Origin of the sequence: Pantoea sp. SO10 (genome assembly GCF_005281435.1) — a bacterium.
GTDB classification, from domain to species: Bacteria; Pseudomonadota; Gammaproteobacteria; order Enterobacterales; family Enterobacteriaceae; genus Pantoea; species Pantoea leporis.
In genome coordinates this window covers 3,493,359-3,513,481 of sequence record NZ_CP040095.1, presented here as the reverse complement: position 1 = coordinate 3,513,481, position 20,123 = coordinate 3,493,359, and the positions used below count along the sequence as shown (strand labels likewise).

General features: G+C 52.4%; 20 protein-coding genes, 1 tRNA gene and 2 pseudogenes. 12 read left to right on the top strand and 11 right to left on the bottom strand.

Annotation, left to right across the window (positions count from 1 at the left end):
* The first annotated feature begins 47 nt into the window (after positions 1-47).
* From prfC to mrdA, 10 genes are all read left to right on the top strand, one after another.
* Complete coding sequence (gene prfC, locus FCN45_RS16135) at positions 48-1,637, top strand: peptide chain release factor 3 (RefSeq protein ID WP_101761823.1); 1,590 nt, start codon at positions 48-50, stop codon at positions 1,635-1,637.
* 261 nt (positions 1,638-1,898) lie between these two features.
* Complete coding sequence (osmY, locus tag FCN45_RS16130; protein ID WP_101761824.1) at positions 1,899-2,513, top strand: molecular chaperone OsmY; 615 nt, start codon at positions 1,899-1,901, stop codon at positions 2,511-2,513.
* 93 nt (positions 2,514-2,606) lie between these two features.
* Positions 2,607-2,768, top strand: coding sequence for a DUF1328 domain-containing protein (locus tag FCN45_RS16125; RefSeq protein ID WP_007893192.1), 162 nt, complete (start codon positions 2,607-2,609; stop codon positions 2,766-2,768).
* A gap of 179 nt (positions 2,769-2,947) precedes the next feature.
* Positions 2,948-4,000: a patatin family protein gene (locus FCN45_RS16120; protein WP_110867276.1), complete on the top strand. Its 1,053-nt coding sequence runs from the start codon at positions 2,948-2,950 to the stop codon at positions 3,998-4,000.
* The gene (locus FCN45_RS16115) at positions 3,997-4,776 is read left to right on the top strand and encodes a TatD family hydrolase (protein WP_137386482.1); all 780 of its coding nucleotides are present in this window, start codon (positions 3,997-3,999) and stop codon (positions 4,774-4,776) included. Before FCN45_RS16120 ends, FCN45_RS16115 begins: the two co-directional genes overlap by 4 nt.
* Positions 4,777-5,067: 291 nt before the next feature.
* A complete protein-coding gene (gene deoC, locus FCN45_RS16110) occupies positions 5,068-5,847 on the top strand; it encodes a deoxyribose-phosphate aldolase (protein ID WP_137386481.1) in 780 nt (259 codons plus the stop codon).
* Positions 5,848-5,931: 84 nt separating this feature from the next.
* On the top strand, positions 5,932-7,254 hold the full coding sequence (gene deoA / locus FCN45_RS16105; protein WP_137386480.1) for a thymidine phosphorylase: 1,323 nt from the start codon (positions 5,932-5,934) through the stop codon (positions 7,252-7,254).
* A 94-nt stretch (positions 7,255-7,348) separates the two neighbouring features.
* Positions 7,349-8,572 (top strand): phosphopentomutase, encoded by a 1,224-nt coding sequence (deoB, locus tag FCN45_RS16100; RefSeq protein ID WP_101761829.1) that lies wholly within the window; start codon positions 7,349-7,351, stop codon positions 8,570-8,572.
* A 33-nt stretch (positions 8,573-8,605) separates the two neighbouring features.
* Positions 8,606-9,319: a purine-nucleoside phosphorylase gene (deoD, locus tag FCN45_RS16095; RefSeq protein WP_008103284.1), complete on the top strand. Its 714-nt coding sequence runs from the start codon at positions 8,606-8,608 to the stop codon at positions 9,317-9,319.
* Between the two features lie 221 nt (positions 9,320-9,540).
* Positions 9,541-11,415, top strand: a complete 1,875-nt coding sequence (gene mrdA / locus FCN45_RS16090; RefSeq protein WP_137386479.1) for a penicillin-binding protein 2 — start codon at positions 9,541-9,543, stop codon at positions 11,413-11,415.
* 74 nt (positions 11,416-11,489) lie between these two features.
* On the opposite strand, the gene FCN45_RS23845 is transcribed toward mrdA, so the two are convergent.
* Positions 11,490-12,812 carry a PAS domain-containing methyl-accepting chemotaxis protein gene (locus tag FCN45_RS23845; protein ID WP_137386478.1) on the bottom strand — a complete coding sequence of 441 codons (1,323 nt, stop codon included), beginning with the start codon at positions 12,810-12,812 and terminating at the stop codon, positions 11,490-11,492.
* Positions 12,813-13,004: 192 nt separating this feature from the next.
* Between FCN45_RS23845 and FCN45_RS16080 the strand changes: the two genes are divergently transcribed.
* Positions 13,005-13,080 (top strand) — tRNA-Phe (locus FCN45_RS16080).
* Between the two features lie 298 nt (positions 13,081-13,378).
* Positions 13,379-13,879, top strand: coding sequence for a MucR family transcriptional regulator (locus tag FCN45_RS16075; protein ID WP_137386477.1), 501 nt, complete (start codon positions 13,379-13,381; stop codon positions 13,877-13,879).
* Between the two features lie 273 nt (positions 13,880-14,152).
* Here FCN45_RS16075 and FCN45_RS16070 read toward each other — a convergent pair.
* From FCN45_RS16070 to FCN45_RS23735, 10 genes and pseudogenes are all read right to left on the bottom strand, one after another.
* Positions 14,153-14,227, bottom strand: a pseudogene (locus FCN45_RS16070) (NIPSNAP family protein); the annotation flags it as partial.
* 326 nt (positions 14,228-14,553) lie between these two features.
* On the bottom strand, positions 14,554-14,814 hold the full coding sequence (locus FCN45_RS16065) for a hypothetical protein (RefSeq protein WP_137386476.1): 261 nt from the start codon (positions 14,812-14,814) through the stop codon (positions 14,554-14,556).
* A gap of 323 nt (positions 14,815-15,137) precedes the next feature.
* A complete protein-coding gene (locus tag FCN45_RS16060; RefSeq protein WP_210421266.1) occupies positions 15,138-15,710 on the bottom strand; it encodes a hypothetical protein in 573 nt (190 codons plus the stop codon).
* Positions 15,711-15,761: 51 nt separating this feature from the next.
* A pseudogene (locus tag FCN45_RS23690) lies at positions 15,762-17,664 on the bottom strand (hemagglutinin repeat-containing protein); the annotation flags it as partial.
* Between the two features lie 323 nt (positions 17,665-17,987).
* Positions 17,988-18,284 (bottom strand): barstar family protein, encoded by a 297-nt coding sequence (locus FCN45_RS16050; protein WP_137386475.1) that lies wholly within the window; start codon positions 18,282-18,284, stop codon positions 17,988-17,990.
* Positions 18,285-18,454: 170 nt separating this feature from the next.
* Positions 18,455-18,703 (bottom strand): hypothetical protein, encoded by a 249-nt coding sequence (locus tag FCN45_RS16045; RefSeq protein WP_137386474.1) that lies wholly within the window; start codon positions 18,701-18,703, stop codon positions 18,455-18,457.
* Positions 18,700-19,065, bottom strand: a complete 366-nt coding sequence (locus tag FCN45_RS16040) for a hypothetical protein (RefSeq protein WP_137386473.1) — start codon at positions 19,063-19,065, stop codon at positions 18,700-18,702. The genes FCN45_RS16045 and FCN45_RS16040 overlap by 4 nt, the downstream gene beginning before the upstream one ends.
* A gap of 59 nt (positions 19,066-19,124) precedes the next feature.
* Positions 19,125-19,265 (bottom strand): hypothetical protein, encoded by a 141-nt coding sequence (locus FCN45_RS23745; protein ID WP_246862535.1) that lies wholly within the window; start codon positions 19,263-19,265, stop codon positions 19,125-19,127.
* A gap of 105 nt (positions 19,266-19,370) precedes the next feature.
* Positions 19,371-19,589 carry a hypothetical protein gene (locus tag FCN45_RS23740; RefSeq protein ID WP_246862534.1) on the bottom strand — a complete coding sequence of 73 codons (219 nt, stop codon included), beginning with the start codon at positions 19,587-19,589 and terminating at the stop codon, positions 19,371-19,373.
* Between the two features lie 45 nt (positions 19,590-19,634).
* Positions 19,635-20,060: a hypothetical protein gene (locus FCN45_RS23735; RefSeq protein ID WP_246862564.1), complete on the bottom strand. Its 426-nt coding sequence runs from the start codon at positions 20,058-20,060 to the stop codon at positions 19,635-19,637.
* Between the last annotated feature and the right edge of the window lie 63 nt (positions 20,061-20,123).

The following is a 20,123-nucleotide window of genomic DNA, read 5'->3' as shown; positions in this document are numbered from 1 at the left end:
TTCGCAGCGCGCTGTCCGCGTGTTGCCCTTGAAGAAGAATTCACTCAATGTCTAATGCCTCCTTTTTAGAAGAAGTGGCGCGCCGCCGTACCTTTGCGATCATCTCGCATCCGGACGCCGGTAAAACCACAATCACCGAAAAAGTGCTGCTGTTCGGACAGGCGATTCAAACCGCCGGTACCGTCAAAGGCCGCGGCTCCAACCAGCACGCGAAATCGGACTGGATGGAGATGGAGAAACAACGTGGTATCTCCATCACCACCTCGGTGATGCAGTTCCCGTATCGCGACAGCCTCGTGAACCTGCTGGATACGCCAGGACACGAAGACTTCTCTGAAGATACTTACCGTACGCTGACGGCGGTTGACTGCTGTTTGATGGTAATCGACGCCGCGAAAGGTGTTGAAGATCGTACCCGCAAGCTGATGGAAGTCACGCGCCTGCGCGATACGCCAATCATCACCTTTATGAACAAACTCGACCGTGACATCCGCGATCCCATGGAGCTGCTGGATGAAGTGGAGAGTGAGCTGAAGATCGCCTGCGCACCTATTACCTGGCCGATTGGCTGCGGCAAGTTGTTCAAAGGGGTTTATCACCTCTACAACGACGAAACTTACCTGTATCAAACCGGTAAAGGCCACACCATTCAGGAAGTGCGCATTGTTAAGGGGCTGGCGAATCCAGAACTGGATGCCGCAGTAGGCGAAGATCTGGCACAGCAGCTGCGCGATGAGCTGGAGCTGGTACAGGGCGCTTCGCACGAGTTCGATCAGGAGCTGTTCCTGAGTGGCGAAATCACGCCGGTGTTCTTCGGTACCGCTCTGGGCAACTTCGGCGTTGATCATATGCTGGATGGCCTGGTTAGCTGGGCGCCGCGTCCAATGCCGCGCAACACCGACGCGCGTTTGGTGGAAGCAAAGGAAGAGAAATTTAGCGGCTTCGTGTTTAAGATCCAGGCAAACATGGACCCGAAGCACCGCGACCGCGTCGCCTTTATGCGTGTGGTATCCGGCAAGTACGAAAAAGGCATGAAGCTGCGTCAGGTGCGAACCGGTAAAGATGTGGTGATTTCCGATGCACTGACCTTTATGGCCGGCGACCGTTCGCACGTAGAAGAAGCCTATCCGGGCGACATCATTGGTCTGCACAACCACGGCACCATTCAGATTGGCGACACCTTTACGCAGGGTGAAAACATGAAGTTCACCGGCATTCCGAACTTCGCGCCAGAGCTGTTCCGCCGTATCCGTCTGCGCGATCCGCTGAAGCAGAAACAGCTGCTGAAAGGGCTGGTTCAGCTGTCGGAAGAGGGCGCGGTGCAGGTGTTCCGTCCGGTGCACAATAACGATCTGATTGTGGGCGCGGTCGGTGTGCTGCAGTTCGAAGTGGTGGTGGCACGCCTGAAAAGCGAATACAACGTTGAAGCGATCTACGAAGCCATCAACGTCTCAACCGCTCGCTGGGTTGAGTGTGATGATGCGAAGAAATTCGACGATTTCCAGCGTAAAAACGAAGTGAACCTGGCGCTCGATGGCGGTGATAACCTCACGTATATCGCGCCAACCATGGTGAACCTCAACATCACTCAGGAACGCTATCCTGACGTGAGATTCCGCAAAACGCGCGAGCACTAATCGCCGCTACCAGCAGGGCCTGTGATTTTCACTGGCCCTGTTTTGTTTGTTACAGACTCCTCCTAATTCCGCTGTTTTTTTCTCTTTTTGGCGATATATCAACCACAAGAGCCAGCAAAAGCTGTAATCCCTACTACTATTATCCTGTCGGACGAGAAAAGAGACCTTTCGGGTTTCATTACGTCCAGTAACTCAGCAACGCCGTTCGTTGCTGGCGCATCCGCGATAACGGATGAGTTAACTGATAGAAGGATGATATCGATGAATAAGACTAAGATTGCTAAAACCCTGATTGCTGCCCTGGCCGGTTCTGCTCTGCTGAGCGGTGCGGCGTTTGCAGATGAATCACTGTCGCAGAAAGCACAGCAAACCTCCGACAGCGCGGGTGCGAAGATCGATAGCTCTATGAAAAAAGTCGATGGCTATATGGATGACAGCGGCATCACGGCTAAAGCCAAAGCGGCGCTGGTGGATGATGACGCAATTAAAAGCACGGATATCTCCGTCAAAACGCACGATGGCGTGGTGACACTGAGCGGCTTCGTGGCTTCTCAGGATCAGGCTGAAAAAGCCGTCGCGCTGGTGCAGAAAGTCGAAGGTGTGAAATCCGTCAGCGACAAACTACACGTTAAAGACAGCAAAAATGCTTCTCTGAAAGGTTATGCGGGCGATACCGCAACCACCAGCGAAATTAAAGCTAAGCTTTTAGCAGATGATATCGTGCCATCACGCAACGTTAAGGTTGAAACCACCGACGGCGTGGTGCAGTTATCAGGGGAAGTGGCGAATCAGGCACAGTCCGACCGTGCTGAGAAGATCGCCAAAGCCATTGAAGGCGTGAAAAGCGTGAAGAATGACCTGAAGGTGAAATCTTAACGCGAGCGACTCGGCACCAGCAGGTGCCGTTTCGTAATAAAAACAAAGGTGTAAATAAGCAGTTCGATTTTCACAATGGTAAAGGAGAGGCTTATGTTTCGTTGGGGTATTATCTTTCTGGTCATCGCTCTGATTGCTGCGGCATTAGGTTTCGGCGGTCTGGCGGGTACGGCAGCATGGGCAGCTAAAATTGTCTTCATTGTCGGTATTATTCTGTTCCTCGTGAGCCTGTTTACCGGGCGCAAACGACCCTGACTACTTGCGTCTCAATAGACGCTAACCCGCGAGTCACCTAAAGCGGAGACCGGTCTTGTGCGGCATACTACGAAGCCGCAACGATTGCAGAAGCAATTGGTCAGGGAACGACAATGACTGGTTCTCCGGGATGCTGCTTCGGCGACTCCCTCAGAGCAAGCAACACTGAGGGACATCCATTGGGCACACGTATTCCGTTGACATTAGGTTCATTCGAACCGCTGGCTTTAACTCCTTTTAAATCGAATAAAATCGCCTTGGTGTGCGAAGGCGGCGGTCAGCGCGGCATCTTTACCGCAGGCGTGCTGGACGAATTTCAACGCGCAGGCTTCAATCCTTTTCAACTGTTACTCGGCACCTCGGCCGGGGCGCAAAACCTGTCGGCATTTGTCTGTGGCCAGCCTGGCTACGCGCGACGCGTGATCTCCCGTTACACCACCAGCAAACTGTTTTTTGATCCGCTACGATTCGTGCGCGGCGGGCATCTTATCGATCTCGATTGGCTGATCGATATCACTAAACAGGAATTCCCGCTGGCGCTCAACACCGCCGAAGGGCTGTTTGCCAAAGGCAGCGAATTCTATATGTGCGCCTGCCGCAGCGACGATTACCGCGCCGAGTACTTCAACCCGATCAGCACCAACTGGCACGACATCCTAAAAGCGTCCAGCGCGATCCCCGGTTTTTACCGCAGCGGCGTGCAGATGGACGGCGTGAGCTATCTTGACGGCGGCATCAGCGATGCCATTCCGGTACGCGAAGCTGCGCGCCGTGGCGCGGACACCATTGTGGTGATCCGCACCGTGCCGTCGCAGGTGTCCTACACGCCGAAGTGGTTTAAACGCATGGAGCGCTTTTTGTCCGACAGCGCATTGCAGCCGATGATCAACATCTTGCATCAGCATGAAGAGAGCTATCGCGAGATTCAGCAGTTCATCGAGCAGCCGCCGGATAATCTGCGCATCATCGAAATCTGTCCGCCAAAACCGCTGGCGAGCATGGCGCTTGGCAGCCGCTTGTCATCGCTGAATCAGGATTACCATTTAGGCCGCCGCAGCGGGCGCTATTTCCTCGCCACGCTTGGTCAATGGTTGAGTGATGCTGAGCCGCTGGTGCGTTCAACCACGGTTACGCCGCCAGCCGCCGTGGCGAATGCGCCTGACAATCGCCCGCTGATTACGCCCGCGCTGGCGGAAAACGATGCTGATTTTGATAAAGGTTCGCTGGCATGAAGTTTATCGACACGCATTGCCACTTCGATTTCCCGCCGTTCGTTGATGATGCGCACGCCAGCATTGCACGCGCTGCGCAGGCCGGCGTGGAACGCATCATTGTACCGAGCGTGGATGCCAGCCGTTTCGCGCTTGTGACGCAACTGGCGCAGCAGCATCCGGCGCTGTATGCCGCGCTGGGTCTGCATCCAATCAATATTGCTGAGCATCAGGAAGATGCGCACCTTGATGAATTAGCGCGCTGGCTGAAAAAGTCCGATAGCAAGCGTGTGGCGATCGGCGAGATCGGTCTCGATCTCTATATGGACGATACGCAATTTGCCAAACAGACGCGGCTGCTCGATAAGCAGCTCAAGCTGGCGAAGCAATACGATCTGCCGGTGATCCTGCACTCGCGCCGCACCCACGATCAATTAGCGCTGCATTTACGTCGTCACGATCTGCCACGTCGCGGCGTGGTACACGGTTTTGCGGGCAGCCAGCAGCAGGCGGAGCGCTTTATTCAGCTTGGCTATGCCATTGGCGTTGGCGGCACCATCACCTATGAACGCGCCAGTAAAACCCGCAACACCATCGCCAACCTGCCGCTCAAGGCGTTGTTACTGGAAACCGACGCGCCCGATATGCCGCTGCAAGGATTTCAGGGGCAGCCCAATCGCCCCGAGCGGGCGCGCAATGTGTTTGACGTGCTGTGTCAGTTACGCAGCGAGTCCCCTGAAGCGATCGCCGATGCGCTGTGGCATAACAGCCAGCAGCTGTTCGCCTTGCCTGCCTGATTCTCACCCGACAGATTCTGCGTTTACGCTGCCTTACGCCTGATTAGCTACATTGATAAAGCTGAGAGTACACTTTTGCGTCCATTTTTGTGATAATAATAACAATGGCCATCACGGCGCATTCCCGCCTGGTTAGCGATTATTTGTGATAATCATCACTAAATAATTGTATTTAAATGACAGGTTTTCTTTTTCGTGTGACGTGAAGCGCAATTCATTGTCACGGTAGTTGTTAGAATTATCACATTCCCCGGTGGGTTGTGCCCGCCGATCTGAATTTTGGAGAGCATCATGACCGACCTGAAAGCATCAGCACAGCGCGCATTGCAACTGATGGATTTAACCACCCTGAACGAAGACGACACCGACGAGAAGGTGATCGCGCTGTGCCGTCAGGCGAAATCCCCAGCCGGTAACACCGCTGCCATCTGCATCTATCCGCGTTTCATCCCGGCAGCGCGTAAAGCGCTGCGCGAGCAGGGCACGCCGGAAATCCGCATCGCCACCGTCACCAATTTCCCGCACGGCAACGATGACGTTGAGATCGCGCTGGCCGAAACCCGCGCGGCCATCGCCTACGGCGCTGACGAAGTGGATGTGGTGTTCCCGTATCGTGCGCTGATTGCCGGCAACCGCGATATCGGTTTCGAGCTGGTAAAAGCCTGTAAAGAAGCCTGCGCGGCGGCGAACGTGCTGCTGAAAGTGATTATCGAAAGCGGCGAGCTGAAAGACGAAGCGCTGATTCGTGCCGCTTCGGAAATCGCTATCGATGCGGGTGCCGATTTCATCAAAACCTCCACCGGTAAAGTGCCGGTCAACGCGACGCCAGAAGTGGCGGCGATCATGATGCAAGTGATCCGCGACAAAGGCGTGAAGCAGCAGGTTGGTTTCAAACCGGCGGGCGGCGTGCGCACTGCAGAAGACGCGGCGCTTTATCTGCAGCTGGCGGACGACATTCTGGGTGAAGGCTGGGCGGATGCGCGTCATTTCCGCTTCGGTGCCTCCAGCCTGCTGGCAAGCCTGCTGAATACGCTGGGCCACGAAACCGCGACCAGCAAAGCCGGTTATTAATCTCTTTCGCTGATGGTTTCGCGCCGCTACGGCAGGTGCAAGCTGCCGTACCATTTCAATTTCTATCCCTTCAGGGAGGCAACCGTGTTCCTGCCACAAGAAATTATTCGTAAAAAACGCGACGGCCAGGCGCTGAGTGAAGCGGAGATTCGCTTCTTCATCAACGGCGTGCGCGACAACAGCGTTTCGGAAGGTCAAATTGCCGCATTGGCGATGACCATCTATTTCCATGATATGACGCTCGACGAGCGCGTGGCGCTGACTATGGCGATGCGCGACTCCGGCACGGTGCTGAACTGGAAATCGCTCAATCTCAACGGCCCGATTGTTGATAAACACTCCACCGGCGGCGTTGGCGATGTCACTTCGCTGATGCTCGGCCCGATGGTAGCAGCGTGCGGCGGTTATGTGCCGATGATCTCCGGGCGCGGCCTTGGCCACACTGGCGGTACGCTGGATAAACTGGAAGCGATTCCGGGCTTTGATATCTTCCCGAGCGACGATCGTTTTCGGCAGATCATTAAAGACGTCGGCATCGCGATTATCGGTCAGACCAACTCGCTGGCGCCGGCCGACAAACGTTTCTACGCCACGCGCGATATCACCGCCACCGTGGACTCCATTCCGCTGATCACCGCGTCGATCCTCGCCAAAAAACTGGCGGAAGGATTGGATGCGCTGGTGATGGACGTGAAAGTGGGCTCCGGCGCCTTTATGCCGACCTTCGAAGCCTCAGAAAATCTGGCGCAGGCGATTGTTGGCGTTGCCAATGGCGCAGGTTGTAAAACCACCGCGCTGCTCACCGACATGAATCAGGTGCTGGCTTCTACCGCCGGTAATGCGCTGGAAGTGCGTGAAGCGGTGCAGTTCCTGACAGGCGAGGCGCGCAATCCGCGCTTGCTGGAAGTGACGATGGCGCTGTGCGCGGAAATGCTGATCTCCGGCAAACTGGCTGAGAATGACGCCGATGCGCGCCAAAAGCTGCAGCAGGTGCTGGATAACGGCAAAGCCGCTGAACTGTTTGCCCGCATGGTGGCGGCGCAAAAGGGTCCGGCAGATTTCATCGAGCGCATGGACAGCTATCTGCCCGCGCCAACGCTGAGCAAAGCGGTATACGGCGATGGCGCCGGTATCGTCAGCGCAATGGATACGCGTGCGCTCGGCATGGCGGTGGTTGCGCTCGGCGGGGGGCGCCAGCGCGCCAGCGACAGCATTGATTACAGCGTGGGCTTGAGCGACGTGACCACGCTCGGCACGCAGATTGACGCGCAGCGTCCGCTGGCAATTATCCACGCTGCGTCGGAAGCGCAGTGGCAGCAGGCCGCCGCCGCCGTTAAAGCAGCCATCACGCTGAGCGACACTGCGCCAGCGATCACGCCGGTAGTTTATCGTCGCATTAGCGAATAACTGGCGCTTCTTCGTGCCAGGCAGCGGCCGTTCGGGTATACTGATCTGATCGCTTTTTTTTGACTTGTCATCGCGCATTGCGCAGGAGACTTGCATGAAACGTGCTTTTATTATGGTTCTCGACTCCTTCGGGATCGGCTCCAGCAAAGACGCCGATAAATTCGGTGATGAAGGATCGGACACGCTCGGCCATATCGCCGAAGCCTGTTTCGAAGGCCGCGCCAATGAAGGTCGCGAAGGCCCGCTGCACTTACCGAACCTGACCAAACTGGGCCTCGGCAAAGCGGCTGAGCTCTCTACCGGTCGTTTCCCGCCAGGCCTCGATCCCAACGCGGAAATCATCGGTGCGTATGCTTACGCCAGCGAATTGTCGTCCGGTAAAGATACGCCGTCGGGCCACTGGGAAATCGCCGGCGTGCCGGTGCTGTTTGATTGGGGCTACTTCAGCGATAAAGAGAACAGCTTCCCGCAGGCGCTGCTGGATACTCTGGTGAAACGTGCCGATCTGCCGGGCTATCTCGGTAATTGTCACTCATCGGGCACGGTGATCCTCGACCAGCTCGGCGAAGAGCACATGAAAACCGGCAAGCCGATTTTCTACACCTCGGCGGATTCGGTGTTCCAGATTGCCTGCCATGAAGAGACCTTTGGCCTTGATCGTCTGTACGAACTGTGTGAAATCGCCCGTGAGGAGCTGACCAATGGTGGCTACAACATCGGTCGCGTGATTGCGCGTCCGTTCGTTGGCGACAAAGCGGGTAACTTCGAGCGTACCGGCAACCGTCATGATCTGGCGGTGGAGCCGCCTTCAGCGACCATGCTGAAAAAACTGGTTGATGAGAAGGGCGGTGAAGTGATTTCGGTGGGTAAAATTGCCGATATCTACGCCGAGCAGGGCATCACGCAGAAAGTCAAAGCCACCGGCTTAGACGCGCTGTTCAACGCTACCATCGAGCAGATGAAGAAAGCGCCAGATACTTCGATTGTGTTCACTAACTTCGTTGATTTTGACTCAACGTGGGGACATCGTCGCGATATCGCCGGTTATGCGGGCGGACTGGAGTTGTTCGATCGTCGTTTGCCAGAGCTGATGGAATTGGTGAAAGAGGGCGACATTCTGATCCTCACCGCCGATCACGGCTGCGATCCAAGCTGGAAAGGCACCGAGCACACGCGTGAACACATTCCGATTCTGATCTACGGCCCGAATGTGAAGCCAGGATCGCTGGGATACCGCGATACCTTCGCGGATATCGGCCAGACCATCGCAAAATATTTTGGCCTGTCCAGCATGGACTACGGCAAGAGCATGCTGTAAAACAGCGCCCCAAATTTAATAAGGAAAATAACCATGGCAACGCCTCATATTAATGCAGAAATGGGTGATTTCGCGGACGTCGTGCTGATGCCAGGCGATCCGCTGCGCGCAAAGCACATTGCTGAAACCTTCCTCGAAGATGTGGTGGAAGTGAACAACGTGCGCGGCATGCTGGGTTACACCGGGACTTATAAAGGCCGCAAGATTTCGGTGATGGGTCACGGCATGGGCATTCCATCCTGCTCGATCTACACCAAAGAGCTGATCACCGATTTCGGCGTGAAGAAGATTATCCGTGTCGGTTCTTGCGGCGCAGTGCGCGCAGACGTGAAACTGCGCGACGTGGTGATTGGTATGGGTGCCTGCACCGATTCCAAAGTGAACCGCATGCGCTTCAAGGATCACGACTTCGCGGCGATTGCTGACTTCGACATGGTGCGTAACGCCGTTGATGCCGCGAAAGCGCTGGGCGTTGATGCGCGCGTGGGTAACATCTTCTCCGCCGATCTGTTCTATACGCCAGATCCGCAGATGTTCGACGTGATGGAGAAGTACGGCATTCTGGGTGTGGAGATGGAAGCGGCGGGTATTTACGGCGTGGCAGCAGAGTTTGGTGCGAAAGCGCTGACCATCTGTACCGTGTCGGACCACATCCGCACCCACGAGCAGACCACGGCGGCAGAGCGTCAGACCACCTTCAACGATATGATTAAGATCGCGCTGGAGTCAGTGCTGCTGGGCGATTGATTTTTTCCCTCACCCGAACCCTCTCCCGCACGCGGGAGAGGGGACCAGTCGGCGCTTTTTTTCTCCCTCTCCCGGTGGGAGAGGGCCGGGGTGAGGGCACCAGACCGCACCATCCCGTAAACATCTGACACACTTTTACCCAGGCTTGTGCATCTTCGTGCTGGCTCTGAAACAATCTCTGCTTATCATTAGCGTGATAACAAAGAGACTAAGCCCACCTGATGAATTTCCGTAATTTCGAAGCAGAAGAAAAGCTGTTTGCCCGCCGTGCGATTGTCGCTTTTGCCCTGGTTGTCATCTGCTTTACCATTTTAGGCATCAACCTGTATCGCCTGCAGGTCGATCAGCACAGCTATTACCAAACGCGTTCCAACGAAAACGACATCAAAATGATCCCTATCGCGCCCACGCGTGGATTGATCTTTGATCGCAACGGTATTCCGCTGGTGCGCAACGTCAGCTGGTATGACATTCATATCACGCCGTACAAAATCGACAACATGCAGGAAACGCTGAAAGAGCTGACGCCGATTGTCGATCTCACGCCGGAAGAGATTGAAACCTTCGAGCACGAGCTCAAACAGAACAGCCGCTACAAGCCGGTTGAACTGAAAGCGGAACTGACTGACGAAGAAGTAGCGCGCTTCGCCGTCAATCAATTCCGCTTTAGCGGCGTCACCGTCGATACCTATCAGGACCGTGAATATCCTTACGGTGCCGACCTGGCGCACGTGCTTGGCTATGTTTCGAAAATCAACGATAACGACTACAAACGCCTGAACGCAGAAGGCGTTGGCGAGAACTACGCGGCTGACCACAACATCGGTAAGCAGGGCATTGAAGGCTATTATGAATCGCTGCTGCACGGCAAAACCGGCTATCAGGAAGTGGAAGTGGATAACCACGGCCGCATCGTGCGCGTGCTGAAAGAGGTGCCGCCGGTGGCCGGTCAGAACATCACGCTGACGCTCGATCTGCATCTGCAGCAGTACGTCGAGAGTCAGCTAGCCGGGCAACGTGCGGCGGCGCTGATTGAAGATCCGCACGACGGCAGCGTGCTGGCGATGGTTTCCGCGCCGAGTTACGATCCCAATCCGTTCGTCAAAGGCATCAGCTACAAAGCCTATAAAGCCCTGCTGCAGGATAAAGACCTGCCGCTGATCAACCGCGTTACGCAAGGCTTGTATCCACCAGCGTCCACCGTGAAGCCTTATATGGCGATGTCGGCGCTGCTGACCAAAGTCATCACGCCGAGCTTTACCCTCTTTGGCGCGCCGACCTGGACGCTGCCGGGCACCGATCGTAAATATCGCGACTGGAAAAAAACCGGTCACGGCATGCTGGACGTCACCAAAGCCATCGAAGAGTCGGCGGACAGCTTCTTCTATCAGGTGGCGTTTATGATGGGCATCGATCGCATCCACACCATGTTGAGCCAGTTTGGCTACGGCAAATCGACCGGCATCGATCTTAACGAAGAGTACGCCGGATTGCTGCCGAGCCGCGAATGGAAGCAGAAGGTGCACAAACACGTGTGGTATCAGGGCGATACCGTTTCAGTAGGCATTGGGCAAGGTTATTGGGTGGCGACGCCGATTCAGATGGTGAAAGCGATGGTGGCGCTCATCAACAACGGGCGTGTGATCAATCCCCATCTGCTGGAGAAATCACAGCGCGGCAAGGAGGTGCAGCTCTACCAGGCAAAACTACCGCAGCCGCAGATTGGCGATGCTAAATCGCCGTATTGGTCGCTGGTGCGCCACGCCATGTTCGGTATGGCGAATGCGCCGAACGGCACCGGCTACAAATACTTTCACACCGCGCCGTACGGCATTGCAGCGAAATCGGGCACCTCGCAGGTATTCAGCCTGAAACAGAATCAGGTGTATAACGCCAAAATGACGCCGATGCGCCTGCGTGACCACATCTTCTACACCGCGTTTGCGCCGTTTAACGATCCCAAAGTGGCGGTGGCGTTGATTCTTGAAAACGGCGGCAACGAAGGCGTCACGGCGGCGCCGCTGATGCGCAATATTCTCGACCACATTTTTATGCCGGAAGCCACACTGCCGCCGGTGGCGACGGCGGCGCACTAAACCATGCGGCCTTGGCAGGTTATTGTCAGGCCGCCTGGTTTGTGGGGTCGCGGTACATTGCGACCTGCAACGCATCACTCCTCTCGCAATGTCGCGGTAACATGCCCAATCGCGCGCACCACTTCGCTGGAACTGTCACGAATATCCGCCATCATGCCGCCAGCCTCTTTCGCCAACCCCACGCCCTGATCGGCGCGTTTCAGGTTGGAGGCGATACCTTTCAGCGCTTTCTCCGCCAGCGTATGGTTCTGCTGCACCATGTTCTCAATTTCGGTGGTGGCGCGGTTGATGTTGGCTGCCAGCGTGCGCACTTCATTGGCCACCACGGCAAAGCTGCGACCATGCTGACCGGCACGCGCCGCTTCCACCGCGGCGTTCAGCGCCAGCAGGTTGGTTTGATCGGCAATCCGGCGAATACTCTCAACAATGGCGCCAATGCGATCCGACGACTGACTCAGATCGTTGATATCACCAGAAATGCCGTGCAGCTCGCCCGCCAAATCATTCATGGTCTGCACGCTGTTCTCAATCACCGTGGCGCCAAGGCGCGTGCTTTCGCTGGTTTGCAGTGCGGTTTGATACGCCTGCTGCGCCGCGTCGCGCTCTTGCTGATTCTTCTCCACCTGCGCGGTGACATCGGTGGCGAACTTCACCACTTTGTACAGCTCGCCGGTTTCGTTAAACACCGGGTTGTAAGTGGCGCGCAGCCACACCGTTTGGCCGCGCTTATTCACGCGCTGGAACTGGCCGGAGATAAATTCGCCCTGATTCAGCTTGTGCCAGAAGCGGCGATATTCGTCGCTGTTGCGCATCTCCGGCGGGCAGAACTGGCTGTGATGCACGCCGATCACTTCTGACGCGTTATAGCCCATGGTTTTCAGGAAGTTGTCGTTGGTCATCAACACTTCCCCCTTGAGATTGAAGGCGATCACCGCCATCGAACGCTCAATCGCAGTGGTCATGGCGCGCTGCTCTTGCGCGTCCATGATGCGCGCGGTGATATCGCTCGCCAGCTTGACGATTTTAATCACGCGGCCGCTGCGATCCTGCACCGGCACATAATTCGCCTCCAGCCAGATAGGACGGCTGTGTTTCGCGAGGCGCAGGAATTTATCGCTGAAGCCTTCGCCCCGATTCAGGCGTCGCCAGAAGTCACGGTATTGCGGCGAGTTAAGCATATCTGTGGTGCAGAACATGCTGTGATGCTGACCAACAATCTCTTTGAGCGTGTAACCCATGCGCTCGAGAAACAGCTCGTTGGCAGTAAGGATTTTCCCTTCTGGGGTGAATTCGACCATGGCGATGGCATCTTGTAATGAACTGAGCGTTGCCTTGCTGTGACCGCGTTTTTGCCACGCAAGGCGTGACAATATTCCTGATGTAATAGTGCTGAACATGGTGGACCTTATTATTGGTATCGGTTGTCAGCAAGGTTATCGGCACAAGCGACTAAAAATTCACCTATACCAGCGATAGGCGAATGAATTTTACCGGTTGGTCTGGAGGTTGCTGTAAAAGGCATCAGTCAGCTGATTTTTGCCGAAAAGCGTTTGACGGTGCCGCGCGAGTAGGGTTTAATGCGCCCCGTTGCCCGGATAGCTCAGTCGGTAGAGCAGGGGATTGAAAATCCCCGTGTCCGTGGTTCGATTCCGCGTCCGGGCACCATACATCGAAGCACACTGGTTAGAAGTGAGATCTCTAACGGGTGTCTAAACGAAGGTGGTGTTCAAGCAACGTTGGCTGCATGTGTAGATGCACCATCCAAGATTGAACATAAAAATCTTCAAGAAAGGGTACTAGTTAGCGCTAGTGCCCTTTTCTCGTTGTCACAAATCATTGCAACCTAAGCCCAAGTTGTCAACCGTCTATCAACATCCAATCCTTTTCTTACAGCCCTTCTCTATCAAATAAGCTAGACTATTAATCCAGCTAATCTAGAGAGACTGCGTGTGCAAGGAATGGCATGGAACAAGTGAATCAATGTGCAACGAAAATTAAATGCTATGAATGTGGAAAGTATTTTGATTTTCTCGCTCCGCATGTAACCAAAACACATCAAATGTCTGTTGTGGATTACAAGGAAAAGTGGAAAATAGCGCGACACATTCCATTATCTAGCATTTCGCACCGAAATGTCTGCCGCAGAAATATTAAAGAGCGAATCAGAAAGAGAGAACTTGATCCAACTGCGCAGATTGAAATGATGAAAGTGGCGTATGCTAAATCTACTAAAAGAGGTGGAACAACAGAACTTGCGAAGAATAGTGCATCTGTAACTGCGCGTCGGTATCAAATTTGGTTGAAATCTCCGGCCATTAAGCCTGCTTCTCAAGAATTGAAACAAGAGGCTTTACGGAGAATGCAGGAGAGAGGAATTACAAATGAGAGAGTTAAAGATATTGCTGATGATCTGAAAGTTTCTGTCAGCCGCCTTTATGCCTGGTTTGCAAAGAGAGCTAATTAAAGTCAATTGGTAACATTGAGTAAAAGAATCATAATGAATAGATAAGTGTACTTGCCCTGAAAATTAAAATATGTAGTAAATTTTATTCATACACCACAGTAGTGGTGCCATGCTAGCCATTTATCATCTTTTTTCTTTAGGCATTATGTTCAATGTCACACTAAAAATAACACTCCTACTTATACTGATTAAAGAGCAGGATTGAGATGTATATTAACATCATACGTCCATTGTAACTCTGTGACTTAAAGCTTCATGCTCGCATAAGAATCGAAGAGGAATACTGATTTCCTGCATGATCGTGTGAAAAGCAGACCCGGTGCCTTTGTTCAATGTGTATTGCAATATCTCGACTGTTTTGTTTCATAAAAGTTTTTTCCGATGTAGGCTTTGCGTGGAGACCGATTTCCGATTTCATTGTGTTTTGTAGCGTTACCCTGTCAGCTCAAGCCTAAGCTAATACATATTAAGTTTGTTCAAAGACCACGCGCTGGATCAAGACTGCTGGTTATTACCGCAGTACTTTAGTAATAAATGCCTAATTTTATTTCCTTCTTTGCTCATGTCATAGAACTGATATCGGAGTTGCTCGCACCGGTTAGTAGATTGTTGGCCAAATAGTAATCTTAAGGAAAGGGAAGAACATTGCTATTTGCAAACCCTCCTTCCTGAAATTAAAACCCTTTAACTTTGAATGCTCGTAATAGAACTATTACAATCCCTAATGCTGCCCCTCTAAAATCACCGATTTTAACCCCGCGAGAAACTTCATTCCATGTCAATTCAAATTCATCAGTTAAAAGCCATAAAATGATTGGCAAGCATAATTTAACTAATAATCCTGCGATTGTCACTGACAGTAAACAGCCAAAAAAGATGCAAAAGATAAGAGCTAATTCTTTTTTAGATTTATCGTTACAGAAACTCACTTTCACCTTGATATTGATATCATGATGTTCAGATTTAACGCCCAGAACTGGATGGACCACTAAAAGAGGATAGGCCCCGATTTCAGAATCGGGGCATGGGAGTTTATTTGTTATAACGAGAGTTGAATCTATAAATTAGCCAGACACCAACTCCAGATATAAACCCACCTACTGCACCTGCCCGCATGAATAATAGAATGTCATTTAATTCAATATTCAGTGTTCGAGTGTAAAAATACACGCACGCTATGAAAATCATCTTTATTATAAGGGCGCGTAAAGTAATCGCCAACGTATGGAGACCAACAATTATGATTAACATCTTAAAATCACTCATTCTTATTCTTCTCCAAATATTCTAAAACCTGCGGCCCTAGCTGGCTTCCTGCCTCAGTTCCCAATGCAGCTCCACTATTACCTGATATTCCAGGAATTGGGCTTAAAGGCACAGGTTTACTGATCCCCATCCCCATTTCAACCCAGTCAAAGCTTTTCACGTTTGTATTGATAATTGTATTTAATGGAGCCTCAATGACATATTTACCAATACCGTAGCCAAGGGCGGAACCAACTGAGCTCCAACCAGCGCCAGTTAGGGGATCGTCTCCCTTCAGATAATTCGATGTTGCACCACCTGCTGCATTCCAACCCACTGTGCCAAATAGCCCTGTAGTTCCTGTAAATGCGCCTACATAGCTTGCGATAAGCACATCAGTTGGGTTAACTGTTCCATTAGCCACATATTGAATTCCCGCATTTGCGGTTGCGCCTATACCCGCTGTCATCTGCATTCCACCAGGTAAATATAGCAATCCACCTGTTGCTATCGCTCCAGCCATAGCTTTATTAACAGCCTCACCACGGCGGCAGGACTCTGAAGAAGGATCATCAGCACATGACATTACGTCCTTCGCATGCGCCTGCAAGAACTTAAGTTGCGATTATTCATTACCTCCAAAGAGATTATTTTCAACCGTCGTCTTACCGGCCTGCGCTCCCGCAACCGCATCTGCCGTACTACCTCCAGTTAGGCCGCTTGCCAGACCTGCCGCCAGAGTAGCCAGTGCGCTCACGGTCTGTTTCTGTGTTTCGCTAAGTTGACCAACCGGTTTGCCGTAAGCCTCCAGCGCGATCATACCGACCATTTCCGCCGTAACTGCACCGCTCGCACCAACCAGCGCATTATTTCCCTGAGCGGCTGCCAGGGCCGCATTTACAGCCGCATGCGCCAGTACTTTCTCCGGACCATCAAGTCCACTATGGCCGATAACATTGGCAATGTACGGTGCGGAAGCTCCGGCTAGTGCTTTACTGATGTCTCCGCCCGCCAGCCCCTGAACCGCCGCTGTTGCTGCCTGGATGGCTTGCTGAACCTTACCGCCGGTACCTAACTCACTTTTGGTAAAGGCTTCGTTATAGAAGTTTTCATAAGCCTGGCCGCTGATGTCGTCAGCCGTTGGTGTTTTGCCCGGATTGGCTTTGCTCCAGTCATCCTTTGCCGCCTGCAGTTGGTCCGGCGTTACGTCCTTCATTTTCTCTCCAGCATCTTTTGCCGCCGCGATTTTTCCCTGCGTGCGCACAACATCACCTACCTGAGTACCAATCTCACCAATCAGTTGCGCTTCCTTCAGCCGGTTCTGCTCTTTCTCCTTATCAAAGATTTGTCCCAGGCCTGGATTGGCATTCTCCACGTCGCGGCTGAGATCGGCGATGTCCTGTTTCTGCGCGTTCTGGTCGCGAATAACAATCGTGCCGTCCGATACCGCCGCTTTGGTAGTGCTGTCGGTGCTGCCCGAGTTGTTCGCGCCGGTCAGCAGGCCGTTGGCCATGTTCCCGGCAAACTGGCTGCCGATACTGCCGCCGGTGCTGATGCCCACGCTCTGGTGCTCGGTTTTAAACGCCGCGCTGTTGTGGATGTCGCTGAAGCCCAGCGTGCCGGTGTCGAGCCGGTTCAGTGCGGCGTCTGCGGTTGAACCAATCACCGCGCCGTTGAGCTGGGTGTGGCCGCCCACCGTGACGTCGAAGCCTCCTTTGCCCGCCAGCAGGCCGGTCTGCTCCTGCACTGACTGATAGTCGCTGTGCATCTTGTCCTTGCTCATGTTGATGCTGGCCGAGCCGGACATCGAGCCAAAGTTGAAGCTGGCTCCCGCGCTGGTATTTTTCTGCTGCGCATCGTAGGTCGCGCTGTCCTGTTCACTGGTTAGCGTCAGGTTGCGACCAACATCCGCTTTAATGGATTCACCGCTGACCTGCGCGCCGGTGAGGGTGGTGTCACGTCCGCTGACCAGCGTCACGCGGTTCCCGGCGGTCACCTGCGTTTCATTGTGGGCCAGGCTGTCGCTGTTCTCGTGTCCGCTGCCTTTGTTGATGCTGGCAGACACGTTGATACCCCAGCCGCCAGAACTCGCGCCGATGCCGACTCCCACCGAGCCGCCGCTGGACGAGTTGGTGCTGCGCGAGCGTTCGGTGTCCTGGCTGGAGGTGAGGTTGAGGTCGCGGCTGGCGTTCAGCAGCACGTCGTTGCCTGCCTGAAGCTGGCTGCCCTGCACGTTGATGTCGCCTGCATTAGCGATAACATTCAGGTTATTGCCGGCGGTAAGCGTGCTGCCCTGATGGGTTTTCTGCGTCAGGTTGGTTTCAGACTTTGACTGCTGGCTGCCGTAGGAAAGGCTGACGCCAATCGCGTTGTCCTGACTTGCCGCGCGCCGCCTGTACGCCGGATAAGGCTGCCTGAACACCTTTCAGCGCCTGCAGGCGTCCGCTGCTTTCCTCGCGCGAGTCTCTGGCGGTAGTGACCGCGGTATTCAGCGCGCTGCCCGCCACGCCGGAGAGCGCCAGCGTCAGGCTACTTTGCTTAGTTTTATCCGGTTAAGTCATTTAGCGTCGTACCACCGTAATTACCGTTAGATGCAAATGCAACCATTCGCGCAGCCGAATTCCCATTAGACTTCACGGTGCGAAAAATCATTAATCTGGCGATTGAGGCTGATATAAATAATGGGATCTGCCGATCCGGAACTGGCTACATGCGATAACTCGTTTTATTATCGAATTAGATAATTTTCTGAGTGGACATTTTTTATGTAGTGGCAGTTACTCAGATTTTTTTAAAGATCCTGCCTAATAGATAAACATTGAAATACTAAAAGTCTCGACACTGCGGTCGAGACTTTTTTAGCTTACCTTAACTCAAAAGTAAACTTATCATCCCAGTTGAAACGGATGTCTTGCAATTTTGTTTCTTCGAAAATGTTTATGATCTTGTCAAAACATTCACCAAGATGACTTTTGGAAATATTAGAGTTCATCCAAATCACCTTTACGGGACGTTCAACATCACTACTTAATCGGTCCCATAAGGCATTCATATTCTGTCCATAATAGGGGCCAAATTTCAGCTTTTCAGAAATTATTTCATGAAAAACTTCAATTGAAGATATTAGCTCCCCATCTAATACAATCTCTTTGCTACTCATTTCCATGTTCCAATTGATATCGCCGGTTTTCTTAGTATATGTTCCTTTCCGGTGTAATGCTGTCGATGCTACAGCCGATGTTTATCATTGCTGACCGCTTACGGCTCGGTTACCCGCGTGAGTTTCATGCCGGAAAGAGCTACCTATCCCGACTCGGTAATTGAGAACCTTTACTGTTCATTATTTTTATTTTTTGCTTTTCCCAAGAGATTAAAAATCAAAATACTTAACCATACTGCGGTTCCCGCGATAGAGCCAAATACAATGGCTCTTTCAATTTGGTTTTTAGGGAAGTTAAATATTCCATCTTTTAAATAATATATTGAAGAGATAGCCAGCCCTATAACCAGCAACGCTATTATAAAAAATGCACAGCTGTACATAAATAACACCACGTATTTTCCGAAAGAATGAATCATTTATCAGCCTCTTCTTTAGCTTGAGATTGTGGCGTGGGTTTATTGATATCTTTCACAAAGCCATTCGTAAATTCAAACACGGCACCACTCCCGATGTCATAGGTGAGTCCTGGAACGTTGTTATTTCCGATTACTTTCTCTACGATATTTGGAGCGTATTTCCCGAAGGCTCCCCCAAGACCAGAACCAATTGCAGCACCGCTCAACGCCACAGGATCTGGCCCATCAGTAAACGCTGTTCCTCCCAGCGCAATCCCAACGTTTGTCCAAAGACCACGTCCCGGAGCAAGACCTCCAGTCGCCCCTGCCGCCGCAGCACTCCAGTAATCGAACGACTTATTATCGTTACCTTCTTTACTCATGTCATAGAACTGGTAGCCCGTAGTAGACTCAATAGGTGGAACTTACAGATTATGGATGGCTATTTATTATTTTTTTCATTATGTTCATCTATTTTTTTAAAAACCAAACACCCTACTGCAATAAAACCACCGGCAATTAAACTCATCTTTGCGACTTTAATAATACCTACAAGAGATAAATAAAATTCACCAATGGACATAAACGCCACCACAATACGCGTGACCAGTCCCAATGTAAAAAAAGCCATGCTCATATACATGAAAAATTAAAATAAATGTGCGCGGCGTTATTTTTTTCCTCACTTTTACTTTTCCTTGTTATTAATCAGCTCTTTGGTTACATCATTAGATGTTTCAAACACGGAAGCTGAGCCAATATCTCCAATAACGCCAGAAAAAGAGCCAACATATGGCGTCAACAATTCTGGTACATATTTTCCAAAAGAACTGCCGGCAATTGAGCCTGCGATGGCTCCACTTTGGACACTCAAATTTGGACCATCGGTTATAAATGCGCCTCCCATGTTGATTAGGGTATTGCCACCAATTTTATATCCAGGAGCTAGGAGCTAGGAGCCAGGAGCCAGGTAGCCAGCACCTGCAGCAACCGCTACACCGTAATAACTAAATTCACTGTTTGAATCCATATTCATATACTGGAACGCAGAGTTAGCTCCACCACCAATAATCGCACCAGCAATGCCTTTTCCAATCGTTACTATTGACCCAAGATATAATGCCCCTGCCATGAAGACCCCATCCTGATAACCTTCGACAATAGCTTTAGGGATATTCGCCCCTTCGGGCAAATCACCTGTAACGATTTTATCCATCCCCGCCTTTGTCTGCTCTGGGGGCAGACTTTTGTCCACGGCATACTCATACCATGATTGATTAGCTGCACCTGTACTCGTCATGCCTGTTCCAAAACTCAGCGCATTATTCTCCGCCGAGTTTTTACCTGCCTGCGCACTCGCCAACCCGTCACCGGCAATACCGCCCGCCAGACCCGCAGCCAGCGTGCTCAGCGCACTGTTGGTCTATTATTCAGTCTCGCT